This is a genomic window from Mycobacterium sp. 1081908.1, from assembly GCF_001673535.1.
Classification (GTDB): Bacteria; Actinomycetota; Actinomycetes; order Mycobacteriales; family Mycobacteriaceae; genus Mycobacterium.
Map to the genome: position 1 here is coordinate 1 of NZ_LZLY01000124.1, position 12641 is coordinate 12641.

General features: G+C 66.4%; 8 protein-coding genes and 1 tRNA gene. 5 read left to right on the forward strand and 4 right to left on the reverse strand.

Going from position 1 to position 12641, the window contains the following annotated elements:
• The first annotated feature begins 36 nt into the window (after positions 1-36).
• The 3 genes from A5655_RS20135 to A5655_RS28000 all read left to right on the forward strand — a co-directional run bounded on the left by A5655_RS20135 (position 37) and on the right by A5655_RS28000 (position 7914).
• Entirely contained in the window at positions 37-6063 is a 6027-nt protein-coding gene (locus A5655_RS20135; RefSeq protein ID WP_231999212.1) for an SDR family NAD(P)-dependent oxidoreductase, read from the forward strand.
• Positions 6064-6334: 271 nt separating this feature from the next.
• Entirely contained in the window at positions 6335-7054 is a 720-nt protein-coding gene (locus tag A5655_RS20140) for a DUF732 domain-containing protein (protein WP_067013037.1), read from the forward strand.
• A gap of 266 nt (positions 7055-7320) precedes the next feature.
• Positions 7321-7914 (forward strand): hypothetical protein, encoded by a 594-nt coding sequence (locus A5655_RS28000; RefSeq protein WP_156764954.1) that lies wholly within the window; start codon positions 7321-7323, stop codon positions 7912-7914.
• A gap of 37 nt (positions 7915-7951) precedes the next feature.
• Here A5655_RS28000 and A5655_RS20150 read toward each other — a convergent pair whose 3' ends face one another.
• The 3 genes from A5655_RS20150 to A5655_RS20160 form a co-directional block, all read right to left on the reverse strand.
• Complete coding sequence (locus A5655_RS20150; RefSeq protein ID WP_082978760.1) at positions 7952-8641, reverse strand: cutinase family protein; 690 nt, start codon at positions 8639-8641, stop codon at positions 7952-7954.
• Positions 8642-8738: 97 nt separating this feature from the next.
• Positions 8739-9170, reverse strand: a complete 432-nt coding sequence (locus A5655_RS20155; RefSeq protein WP_067013040.1) for an Hsp20/alpha crystallin family protein — start codon at positions 9168-9170, stop codon at positions 8739-8741.
• A 133-nt stretch (positions 9171-9303) separates the two neighbouring features.
• Entirely contained in the window at positions 9304-9591 is a 288-nt protein-coding gene (locus A5655_RS20160; protein ID WP_156764955.1) for a hypothetical protein, read from the reverse strand.
• Between the two features lie 201 nt (positions 9592-9792).
• On the opposite strand from A5655_RS20160, the gene A5655_RS20165 reads away from it, so the two are divergent.
• A complete protein-coding gene (locus tag A5655_RS20165; RefSeq protein WP_231999213.1) occupies positions 9793-11733 on the forward strand; it encodes a PE domain-containing protein in 1941 nt (646 codons plus the stop codon).
• 354 nt (positions 11734-12087) lie between these two features.
• On the forward strand, positions 12088-12384 hold the full coding sequence (locus A5655_RS20170) for a hypothetical protein (RefSeq protein WP_067013046.1): 297 nt from the start codon (positions 12088-12090) through the stop codon (positions 12382-12384).
• Between the two features lie 60 nt (positions 12385-12444).
• Here the strand turns inward: A5655_RS20170 and A5655_RS20175 are convergent.
• Positions 12445-12518, reverse strand: a tRNA-Arg gene (locus A5655_RS20175).
• Positions 12519-12641 lie beyond the last annotated feature (123 nt).

Below are 12641 nucleotides of genomic sequence, written 5' to 3' on the forward strand. Positions count from 1 at the left end.
CTGGCCACCACCCGTGCCCACCACCCCTACCGGGCGGTGATCACCGGAGCGGTCGACGGCGCCGATCCCCGCGACGACGTCCTGGGCGCGCTAGAGGCATTGCGTGATGGTCACCCGCATCCGCAGCTGATTGAGCACCATTATCTGGCGCATTTGCGCGGTAAGACGGTGTTCGTGCTGCCCGGTCAGGGTGGCCAATACGTGGGCATGGGCCGCGAGCTCTACGCACAGCATCGGGTGTTCGCCGACATGGTCGATGACTGTGATGAGGCGTTGCGCCCCTTCACCGGGTGGTCGGTGCGCGACGTGCTGCGCCAGGAGCTGGGGGCGGCGGCGCTGGAGCGGGTGGATGTGGTGCAGCCGGTGTTGTTCACCATGATGGTGTCGTTGGCCGAGGTCCTCAGTTCGTATGGCATCACCCCGGATGCGGTGATCGGGCATTCGCAGGGCGAGATCGCCGCGGCCTACATCGCCGGGGTGTTCTCGCTGCCCGAGGCGGCCCAGATCGTGGCGCGGCGCAGCCAAGCCCTGGGTGAGCTGTGTGGGGCGGGGGCGATGGCCTCGGTGTTGTTGGGCGCCGAGCAGCTCGCGCCGCTGCTGCAACCCTGGGGTGCGGCGTTGAGTGTTTCGGCGATCAACGGCCCGTCGCACACCATCATCAGCGGTGAGCCGGGCGCGCTGCAGGAGTTCAGCGCGGCGTGTGAGCGTGATGGCATCCAGTTCCGTCAGATCGCGGTGGATTACGCCTCGCACTGCGCCCAGGTCGAGGCGGTGCGTGAGCGGCTGCTGGCCGAGTTGGGCGCACTCAATCCGGCCCTGGCGCGCATCCCGCTGTATTCCACGGTGGGACAGGCGGTTTCGCGTGATCCGTTGGACACCACCACGATGGACGCCGACTACTGGTATCGCAACCTGCGCGAGCCGGTGCGCTTCTATGACCGGGTGGCCGAGCGGCTGGCCGCCGGGGAATGCAGCTTCGTGGAGCTGTCCCCACACCCGGTACTGGCCCCCGCGTTGAGCGACACGCTGGCCCAGACCCCCGGCAGGGCCCAGTCCAACGTCGTCATCACCTTGCACCGCGAGCGTGCCGACCACGACAGCCTGGCAATGGCCTTGGCGCAGTTGCACACTCACGGCCACAGCCCCTCATGGCCAGCGCTCTACCCACGTGCGCGCACCGTCGCACTGCCCACCTACCCCTTCGACCACCGCCGCTACTGGCTCGCCCCAACGCCCACCGACGACGCCGCCGGACTCGGCCTGGACCGGGCCGACCACCCCTTGCTGGGCGCGGTCGCAGAATTGGCCGACGAAGACCAGTTCATGGTCAGCGGGCGGCTGTCACCCAGCACCCAGGAGTGGCTGGGCGGCCACCGAGTCAACGACACCATCTTGTTCCCGGCGACCGGGTTCATCGAGGTACTCCTGCGGGCCGGTGAGTTGGCCAACTCGCCGGTGATCGACGAGCTGATCCTGCACACCGCGCTGCCCCTGACGGAGCAGGCGCCGACCGATCTGCAGATCCTGGTGCAACCGCTCGACGAGCTGGGCCGGCGGCCGTTCAGCGTGCACTCGCGCGCCGGCGGCCAGCCCGCCATGTGGACCCTGCACGCCAGCGGCGCGCTCAGCGCCCGTCAGCCGGCCGCCGGCTCCCCGCCGCCGGCGGTGGGTGCGGAGGAACTCGACCAGGACGACTTCTACGACCGGCTGGCCCAGCAGGGCTACAACTACGGCGGTCCGTTCCGGTCGGTCCGCGGCATCGGGACCGACCCGGCGCGACCCGAAGTCCTCTACGCCGAGGTGGCATTGCCCGCCGGCACCGATGTCACCGGCTACGGCATTCACCCCGCCCTCCTCGACGCAGCCCTGCATCCGTTGGCTTCCGCGTCCGATGCGGCCGAACCGGCCTCGCCGCGAATCCCATACGCGCTCAACGGAATAACCCTGTATGCCACTGCGGCCACCCAGCTGCACGTCCACCTCACCCGCACCGGCGAGGACACGTTCGCGCTGCACGCCACCGACCCCACCGGCGCACCGGTGATCACGATCGGCGCGCTGACGTTGCGGGCCATCGGCGACCAGATCGGCCGGGCCGCCTCGATCGGCGGTCTCTCCGACAGCATGTTCGAGCTGACCTGGCCGCCCCTGCCCGACCTGCCCGCCACGTCGGCGCAACCCCCGGCATGGGCGGTGTGCACCGACAACGACCTCGCCTCGGTGACCGCGCCCCCGGAGCTGGTGGTCTGGCCGCTGCCGCAAGCCGACGAGGGCGATCCGGTGCAGCGAGTGCATGCCCTGACCCGCGATGTCTTGGCCCAGCTTCAGGGGTGGCTCACCCGTCCCGACACCGCCAACGCCCGCCTGATGATCGTCACCCGTCACGCGGTGAGCGTCGGCGCGTATGACCGGGTCCCGGATCTGGCGCACGCCGCGGCGTGGGCGCTGATACACACCGCGCAGAACGAGCAGCCCGACCGCATCACCCTGATCGACACCGACGACACCTCCCTCGACAGCCTGCTCGCCATCGCTGCGACGCGACCGTCGGGCGAGCCGGAGTTGGCCGTGCGCAACGGTGTCGCGCACATCCCACGCGTGGCCCGCATCCCGACCCTGACCCCACCGGGCGCTCCCGACTGGCAGTTGGGCACCACCCGCAAGGGCGACCTGAGTAATTTGGCCCTGCTCCCCGTAGACGCGCCAAACACCCTGGCGCCAGGGCAGGTTCGCGTTCAGGTGCGGGCGGCCGGGCTGAACTTCCGGGACGTGGTCGTGGCGTTGGGCGCCATCGCCGACGACGGCATGGGTAGCGAAGGCGCGGGGGTCATCCTCGACGCCGGCCCCGGCACGTCGCTGCGTCGCGGTGACACGGTGATGGGCCTTTTCCCGCACAACGCGTTCGCGCCCACCGCGATCGCCGACGAGCGCATGGTGGTACCGATCCCGGCCCGATGGTCGTTCACCCAGGCCGCGTCCGCGCCGATCGTGTTCCTCACCGCCTATGCCGCTTTGGTCGAGATCGCCGGGTTGTCGGCCGGCCAACGGGTGCTCATCCACGCCGGCGCCGGCGGCGTCGGTCAGGCCGCGATCCAGATCGCACGTCACCTCGGTGCGGAGGTTTTCGCCACCGCCCACCCGAACAAACACCACGTGCTCAGCGGTCTGGGCCTCGACGCCGCGCACATCGCGTCGTCGCGCACGCTGGATTTCGTCGACACCTTCAAGGCCGCCACCGACGGGCAGGGCATGGATGTCGTGCTCAACAGCCTGGCCGGGGAGTTCGTCGACGCTTCGCTGCAATTGCTGCCCCGCGGAGGCAGTTTCGTCGAAATCGGCAAGACCGACATCCGCCGGGTCGACGACATCGCCGCATCCCATCGGGGAGTCGACTATCGGGTCTACGACCTGTCCAGCGCGCCCGCCGAGGCCCTGCAACCCGCATGGGCGGCACTGACCGAAATGTTCGCCACCGGTGTCCTCAAGCCGCTGCCCACCACCAGCTACGGCCTGCTGAACGCCCCGCACGCCTTCCGCGACATGAGCCAAGCCCGCCACACCGGAAAGATCGTGCTGATCCCGCCCGCGGTATTGGATCCCCAAGGCACGGTGCTGATCACCGGTGGTACCGGGATGCTGGGCGCGCTGTTTGCCGAACACCTGGTCACCCGCCACGGCGTCGAACATCTATTGCTGTTGTCGCGCAGCGGAATCGACGCGCCCGGCGCCGGCGAACTGCAACAGCGTCTGGCCGGGCTCGGCGCCCAGGTCGCGATCACCGCGTGCGACACCAGCGACCCCGCCGAGGTGGCCGCGGCACTCGATACCGTCCCCGCCGACCACCCGTTGACCGCGGTGATCCACGCCGCCGGCGTCCTCGACGACGCCCTGGTGACCGATCTCAGCCCCGAACAACTCGATGCGGTCTTGGCCGCCAAGGCCGACGCCGCCTGGCACCTGCATCACCTCACCGCCGACCGCGACCTGGCCGCGTTCGTCCTGTTCTCCTCGGCGGCGGGCATCCTGGGCAGCGCCGGGCAAGCCAACTACGCGGCCGCCAATGCGTTCCTGGACGCGCTCGCGCACCACCGCCACCACACCCAACGCCAGGCCACCAGCATGGCGTGGGGGTACTGGCAAACCCCGTCCGGCATGACCGCCCACCTCAGCACGAGCGACCTGACCCGCCTTAGCAGCACCGGGCTCACCCCCATCACCAACGAGCGCGGCCTGGCGCTGTTCGACGCCGCGCTCTCCAGTCAGCCCACCAACCTGCTGGCCAGCCCGTTCAACATCGGCGCGCTGGCCCGGCAGGCGCGCAACGGCACGCTGGACCCGATCCTGTCCGCCCTGACCACCAGCCGCCCCAAGGCCGCCACCGCCAGCCCGCGCACACTGGCCGCCACGCTGGCCGCCCAAACGCCGCAGCAACGGCTGAACACGCTGACCGCGATGGTCACCGCCACCACCGCGGCCGTGTTGGCCCACCCCGACCCGGCCGCCCTCGATCCCGACAGTCCCTTCAAAGAGCTCGGGATCGACTCCCTGACGGCGCTGGAACTGCGGAACACGGTCAACCAACGCACCGGCCTGGCTTTGCCGGCGACGCTGGCTTTCGACCACCCCACCCCGGCGAAGCTGGCAAGCCACCTCGCGGAGCTGCTCACCGACACCGCCGCGCCTGCCGCCCCGGCGGCGCAGGTCGCCGCGCGCGGCGACGAACCGGTGGACGATCGGCTCGCATACCTGGATCAGGCGGCATTCCTCGCGCTGCGCGCGGTTCACGGCGCGCTGATTCAGGTGACGTGGATATACGACCGCGCCGTGGATGTCGAGGGGCTCAAGCGTTTTCACCGCAATCTCGGCCGCGGGTTGTTGGGACGTCGGATCGAGCGGGCCACGTTGCCGTTCGCGCGCGATCGCTGGGTGTTGGCGCCTGAGCCGGAGGACATCGACTTCGCGGCGACGCCGCGGCCGCGCGCCGAGGTGAACGCGTGGGCCGACGAGCGGGCGCGTCTCCCCATCGATCCGGAATGGGGACCCGCCTGGCATCTCGGGGTGCTTCCGCTCGAGGACGGCGGCACGGCGGTCAGCCTGGTGGCTTCGCACACGATCGTCGACGCCATCGCGTTCGGCCAGGCAATAGAGGACGCCGCCGAGGGCAGGACGCGCGACTTCGGGTATCCGCCCGCCGGATCGCGCACCCTCGGGCGGGCGGTGCGTGAGGATCTGCGGCAAACCGTCAAAGACCTGCCCGACATCGGGCACGCCTTGGCCGCCGTGGCTCGCCGGGCCCGGCGCGACCGCAAAGAACTCAACTCGTCGATCAAAGCGGCGCCTCCATCCCCGAGGACGTCGGGCGACGATAAGCCGGTAGAGATGCCCGCCCTGACCGCGTACGTCGACCTGGCGCAATGGGATGCCCGCGCGAAAAGCCTTGGTGTAAGTAGTAACTCGCTGGTGGCGGGAATCGCGTGCCGGCTCGCGGTAAGGATGGGCCGCGTTCAGGACGACGGAACCGTCACCCTGCGATTCCTGGTAACGCTGCGGACCGAGGGCGACACCCGCGGTAACGCGCTCACGAGCGTTGACGTCACCGTCGACCCGAGGAACGCAACGACGCACCTGGCCGAAATGCAGGCCAAGATCACGCAAACAATCCTCGAGGCGATGGAAGACCCCGACAACGAGTGGCTGGCGCCGCTGCCGCTGGCCGCGATGACCCCGGTGTGGGCGGCCAGGAAGGTCGCCGGCATGGCGGCGGGTGGTTCCACCCTTCCGGTCACTTGCTCCAACGTCGGTGACCTGTCCCCGTCGGCGAACCGGCCCGACGGCACCGATGCCGATTACGCGTACATGAGAAACCTCGAGCCCGACATGAAGAAAAGCACGCTCGAGGCCATGGGCGGACAACTGTTCCTGGGCTCTGGTCGCGGCCGCGGCAAGATGTTCATCAGAATCTCCGCCTATCTGCTCGGGCGGTCGAATACCAGGGATGAGCTGCGAGAAAGCGTATCGAGCACCTTCGCCGAATTCGACCTGAATGCGGAGATCGACTGCTAATCACGGCCGTTGGCCCGTCGCAGCTGTGTTGGCTTGCAACACAACGTATTTGAGCTGACCCGTGCGGGTTGAGGAAATCGGGTATTTACCGCGGAATCGCGGTGATTTATTATGAACGCAACGGTTAACAAACGATGAACAAATGGTGAACGGAATCTAGGTTAGCAGCGTTTGTCACGTGCGCCGTGGAATCGGAGGGGCGGCGCACGTACGTGGTGTAGATGGCAATCGCCCGTCGCGCGACGGCCCGATCAGAACGGAAATCCCTCCTATGTTCACCGGCACCATCAGTCACTCCGGTGCCCTGGTTAGCGCCATTGTGGTGCTGACTGGAGCTGCAATTCTGCGCGGCGGCGCGGCGGTGGCCGACTCGACCCAGGACGATCAGTTCCTGGCGCTGCTCGAGCAACAGGGCATTCCCGCCCTCCGGGGCGTGCCCAGCCTCATCGAAACCGCGCATGACGTTTGTCGCACACTCGATGCCGGCATGTCGGCGGCCGGCCTGGTGGACGCGATGGTCAACAATGCGGTTGGCATCGATCCGGGTGAGCGCGATTACACCCCGGGCCGCCTCGCGCGCACCGAGGCCCGCTTCATCACGGCGGCGGTGGGGGCTTACTGCCCCTACGATCGCGGCAAGATCGCTTCGCTCCGGACTAATCCCACCGGATGGAAAGAGCCGGGGCGCAGGGTCACTGGGGATATCCGGCCGGCCGGCGAGATCGATGATCCTAGCCCGCCGCCGCTTCCGGCACCGCCGCCGCAAGCGGCGCAGATCCAGACGCCACGCCTGCCGATCGCGGCGCCGTCCGCACCAAAGCACCCGCCGCCCTCACCGCAGCAGATGGAGCCTGCCGGTGGGCCCCAACCGGGGGGCACTGGAGGCGGCGGCGGTAACACCGGTGGCGGCAACGGTGGTGGTAGCCCCGGGGGTAACGGTGGTGGGATTCCGGCGGATCCATCGCCGGGCTTCGTCCGGCTCGCACCCTGACGACTTAGCCGAGAGCGCTTTCCTAAAGAAGACAAGCGGGAAATAGAGTAGTGAACTACTCGTGGTGTTCCGCGGATATTGCGTGACAATTCAGAGACCGAAATTTAATGGTAACGGCACTGAGAGCGGGAGCATCATGTGCACCTCAGGACGGGTTGCAGTGCCCGGTGTTGACGTGCGTGTGACGCGTCGGCGAGCAGTAGGACGAAAAGCGCCAAGCGCCAACACAATTACCAACTACCAGTTCTGCGTATTGGGGTAGAACCATGGCATCGCATGCACAGGACCCCGGCAATCCCATGTCGGTGGCCAAGATAACAGGGCTCTTCGCGATCGGCGCGGCGATTATCGGCGCGATCCCTACCTCCATCGGTTTGCTCAGCCACGAAACTGCAAACTCTAAGCCACCGCCGACGACTACCGCCCAATCAGCGACGACCACCATTTCGTCAAACGGGGCGCCGGATAGCGGGCTCAGGGTCAGTCCGCTGGTCAACGGGAAACTCACCGTGTCAGGCAGCGCCCAAGCGAGCGTGAGTGGCATGTATGTGCTGATAGGCCCCAAGCCGTCGGGTGGGTATGACACCGGTTGCGGGAACGTCGTGGACCAGCAGTGGCAAGTAGAGGTAGCCACCGACTCGTCGTGGCAGAAGTACCCGCTGCAGACCTTCCCCGCCTACCGTGCCTGCGACCGCAGCACACGCGCGATCGCCCAGAAATTCACGTTCCAGGGGACCGAGCCAACGACGACGCCGGCACCCGTTCCGGCGGACGTGCTGAAGTGCGCGGCGCAATTTGGGCCGAGTTGCTTCGACGGCCCGAATTTCGGACCGCCAACGGTATACCAACCGAATCAATGACGGGTTGATCGTTAGTTGGTGCGGCTGACAGAGCAGCTCAGAGGTGGCTCGCCACGAAACTCGCGGCCTGACTGGGCATTCCGGAGTGCTGATAGGACAGGTGCGCCGCGGAGAACATGTCGTCATGCGTAGGCAACGACCAGCCCCCGCCCGGTGAACAAATCGGATCGCCGGGCGCGCATAGGTCAATGGCCTTGGCCCCGTACCACGGGCTGGCCTCGTTCATTGGGCCCACGACGCGGTCCGCCATGTTGCCGAAGACGGCGACGGCCGCAACGTGATCCGCCTCGTCCGCCGACAGCGTATCGGCGTTGAAGCCCGCGATCGACGCCCGGGCGATGGTGATCAGGTCAATGACCATCGCGCCTTGGGAGTATCCGCCGAGCACCAGCTTGGTGTTGGGACAGCTCGCAACCATGGATTGAACGTGAGCCTTCGCGTCGCCGGCGCCGGCGGACGCCGACGGGGGCCAATCTTCGGTCGCGGGGTAGTTGACCGCGTACACCCCTAGGGTGCGAGCCCCAAGCTGCGGGCGCAACGAATCGATGAACGCCTGTCCGACGCCACCAACGCCGGGTGGTTCGCCGGTGCCGCGGGCGAACGTCACCTCGACGTCGGGGCAGGCAGCGGCCGGAGCGGAAGGAGCCAGGATCGGCGCGCTCAGCAGCGCCGCCGCGGTTGCCACCACCGCGGAAACGAGAAAACGGGCCAATGGGCGCGCGTTCACGTTTCCAATGCTGACATATCGGGATCGAAGCTTTCCGCCCGCATCGCGCTACCGGGCGGCGTGCCCCCGGCGACTCAGTGGCCGCCGGCGTCGGAAATCAGTCCCGAGTTTGGACCTCGATGCGTTTCGCCGCGGGCGCGCCGTTGGGCACGGGCACCGAGATGGCGAGGATGCCCTTTTCGTAGGTGGCGTGCACTTCGTCGACGTCGGCTCCGGCAGGCAGCGGAACGGAGCGCGCGAAGGCTCCATAGCTGAATTCCGACCGGCCGTGGGACTCGACTGCCTGGCTGCGCACGGCCTTGATGGTGAGCATCCCGTCCTGCACGGTGATGTCGATGTCCTTCGCGGGGTCGACGCCGGGAATCTCGGCGCGCACCTCGTAACGGCCGTCGTCCATCTCGTCCTCGACGCGCAGCAGGTTGCGGTCGAAGAGCGGACGCAGGCTGGACAGCAGGGGAGTGCCACCGAAGAGCTCGGTGAGATCGGGCACCAGGTTTCTGGGCTGACGCTGGATTGGCAGAGTTGCCATGAAGTCTCCTGAAATCGTTGCATCTCTTACGATTTCGATCGAACCACTGTGCTGTCGTCGGTGCTAGACCGCGCCCGCCGATGTTGCCGAGAGATTCACGGCGCGTTCAACCCGTAGGCCAGACGGGCAGGTCTCAGCCCACCTGTTTCAGGGTGTAGTGAGCAGTCGTCCGCATGGGGTCATCGGCGAGCCTCTTCACCTCTTGGCGAATCGGATCCACGGCACCGCCGAACACGCCGGGGCAGCCGTCGGGGCACCGCACCTCCCACCACGAGTCCGACAGATGTTGCGGCCACGCCCCGAGTTGTCCGCCTCGTGGTTGATAGCCGATCTCGGCCGCAAACTTCCTGAGGTTGCCGATGTGGTGGTGTGCCGGGCAGAAGAGCACCACATCGATGCCGAGGTTCTCGGTTTCCGTCATGGCCGCCATTCTTGCCTGTCCTGCGCGCCAGTTCCTCCGTTTGTCCCTGCATGACTCGGATAGGCGACCCGGTTGTTGGCCGCGATTAGGATAGGCTATCCTTTCGCCTGCCACTGCGGGAGCCGATTCGCATCGACTCTTTATACCTCCCAACGATGGCGAGTTCATCGCGGACTTGTTATGAGATGTTGGGAGGCGGCTATGTCGTTTGTGAACACGGTGCCGGACGTAATGGCGGCGGCGGCAACAGATTTGGCGAGTATCAGGTCGAACGTCGTTGAGGCGATGACGTCGGCGGCGACCTCGAGCACGGCGGTAATTGCGCCCGCCGCGGATGAGGTGTCCACGGCCATCACGGCGCTGTTCAATGCGCACGGCCTGTCGTATCAGGCGCTCAGCGCCCAGGCGTCGGAATTTCACGCGCAGTTTGTCCAGAACTTGGCCGCGGGAGCGGCGGCATATGCGAACACCGAGGCGGCCAACGTGCTGCTGAACCTGCCCAACCTCGGGATCGGAAACATCGGCAGTGGCAACTTTGGCAGTGGGAATTACGGCAACTTCAACTTCGGCGGCGGCAACAGCGGCCCCGTGGGTGGCAATCTCAACTTCGGCTTCGGCAACTGGGGTTCCTACAACTTGGGAGCCGGCAACGGAAACGCATATGCGGGTTCCCCGGGCGCGTCCCTCTTCAACGTGGGCAACGGCAACATCGGGGAATTCAACATCGGTTTCGGAAATGTCGGCGGCGGCAACATCGGCTTCGGCAACGGAGAAACGATCTCGGCTGCGCGGGGCAATCTGTCCATTCTGAATGTGGGCGTGGGCAACTCCGGCAGCTACAACATCGGCCTGGGGAACCTTGGCAACTTCGACATCGGCGTCGGCAACAAGGGCAGTGGCGATATCGGCATCGGGCTGACCGGCGACCACCAGATCGGTTTTGGCGGGCTGAACGCCAATGGTGTCGGTTTTAACCTCGGCTTCGGAAACAACGGCAGCTTCAATGTCGGCTTCGGCAACACGGGCAATGGCAACTTCGGCTTGGCGAACACTGGAAACCATGACATCGGCATCGGACTGACCGGCGACAACGCAATCGGCTTCGGCGGGTGGAACTCCGGGAGCGGCAACTCCGGCCTGTTCAACTCGGGCACGGGCAACACCGGCTTGTTCAATTCCGGAACCGGCAACACCGGCTTGTTCAACACCGGCATCCACAACTGGGGTGTCGCTAACTCTGGTACGACCGACACCGGCATCGGGAACACCGGTCTGTTCGACACCGGTTTGTTCAACGCCGGCGACTTCGCCACCGGCGGCTTCAACGCCGGTGGTGGCGGCGTCTTCGAAGGGTCGACGCTGTCCGGCGACACGGGCTTCTTCAACACGGGCGACGAAAACACGGGTCTGTTCAACGCGGGCACCGACAACGTCGGGTTCTTCAATTCGGGCACGCTGAACATGGGCTGGGCCAACGCGGGCACCGACAACCTGGGCTTCGACAACGCGGGCGTCGGCAACACCGGCGCCTTCAACAGCGGCGGCGGCACGACGGCGGCGCTGTTGGCCGGCAACACCGGGTTCTTCAACACCGGTTCGGCGAATACCGGTTTGTTCAACTCCGGCAACACCAACACCGGTTTGTGGAACTCGGGCAACGTCAACACGGGCTTCGGCGGCACGGCCAGCCATAGCGGCAACTCGGGCTTCGGGAACACCGGGACGGGCAACTCGGGCTTCTTCAACTCGAGCGACGGCAACTCGGGGTTCTTCAACTCGGGCAGCGGCGGCTTCAACTCGGGTTACGGGAACTTCGGCGACGTCGGGTACAACGAGGGCTTCTTCAACTCGGGCAGCGGCACCTTCAACACCGGTTTCTTCAACTCGGGCAGCGGCAGCGGCGACGTGGGCTACGGAAACTACGGCAGCGGCGGCAGCAACGTCGGCTTCTTCAACGGCGGCGACGGCGGCACCGACATAGGCTTCTTCAACTCGGGCCCGGGCGGCTTCAACACCGGTTTTGGTAACGACGGCGACGGTTTCAACTCGGGCTTCGGCAACGACAACACCTCGGGCACCAGCATCGGCAACTCGGGTGGTTTCAACACCGGCACTGGGCTGTCGGGCTTTCTGCGCTGGTGAGGTCACGCATCAGCCGAAGTCGGACTCCTGGCTGATAGGCGCTCTCACCCGGGCTGTCAACGAGAAGATGGCTGATCTATTCGGGCGCAAGGTGTTTGGGTTTTGGCCTGCCATGTTCGATAAAGGGCGCTGAGGATCCGCGGACAACCTCTCCCAGCTAGCGGGCTTTTCGATAGCTGACGTGGTGTGACCACGATCACGGGGTCGCCGACGCACCTCTCGGTGTAGTCAGTTGACTACACGCGTGTGCTGTGGTGTAGTCAAGTGACTACACGGGCTTGTGCGCCCACAACCACTAAGGAGAGCCAACCCATGACCACAGCCCAAGCGCGCGGTCGAGGAAACGATTTAGCCATGGAACTCGATCTCCCAGCGCCCAGTGGGGCAACCCGCGTCGACGAATGGGGGAACTTCGGGGCGGCTTTCAGGGTGTACGACGGCCCGGAGTGGCGAATCAAGCGCGTCACCGACCGCGGGCGAGGCGCCCAAAGCGGTGACATCGTGGTGTCGGTTATCGGCCGGCAGTACATGGATGGGCGCGCGGAGTGCGAGATCATCCTCGACGGCCCCCATACCCCGGTGATCACCCCGACCGAGGCGCGGAAGCTGAGCAGCGCGTTGATCGCCGCCGCAGACGCGGCCGACGGGTGATCTGAGGGCCGACTCCGGGCTGCCCAGTGTCGTCACCGGACCGCCAAAAAAATGGTGCAGTGCCCCCGGCACGACTCGAACGTGCGACCTAGGGATTAGAAGGCCCTTGCTCTATCCACCTGAGCTACGGAGGCAATGTGCAGGTCAGTCTATCGAACGCGACACGCCGAAAGACTCGCGGAACGCGACGCGCCCGAAAAGTCTTCCGCCGCCGCACTTATCGGTTATCGTGTGAGACCTCGACACACGTACAACAC

What these genes read in the sequence shown, in the direction of transcription:
- A5655_RS20140 (WP_067013037.1), top strand. Translation starts at nt 6,335, where the DNA reads ATGTTCACCGGCACCATCAGTCACTCCGGTGCCCTGGTTAGCGCCATT.
- A5655_RS28000 (WP_156764954.1), top strand. Translation starts at nt 7,321, where the DNA reads ATGGCATCGCATGCACAGGACCCCGGCAATCCCATGTCGGTGGCCAAG.
- A5655_RS20155 (WP_067013040.1), bottom strand. Translation starts at nt 9,170, where the DNA reads ATGGCAACTCTGCCAATCCAGCGTCAGCCCAGAAACCTGGTGCCCGAT.
- A5655_RS20160 (WP_156764955.1), bottom strand. Translation starts at nt 9,591, where the DNA reads ATGACGGAAACCGAGAACCTCGGCATCGATGTGGTGCTCTTCTGCCCG.
- A5655_RS20165 (WP_231999213.1), top strand. Translation starts at nt 9,793, where the DNA reads ATGTCGTTTGTGAACACGGTGCCGGACGTAATGGCGGCGGCGGCAACA.
- A5655_RS20170 (WP_067013046.1), top strand. Translation starts at nt 12,088, where the DNA reads ATGGAACTCGATCTCCCAGCGCCCAGTGGGGCAACCCGCGTCGACGAA.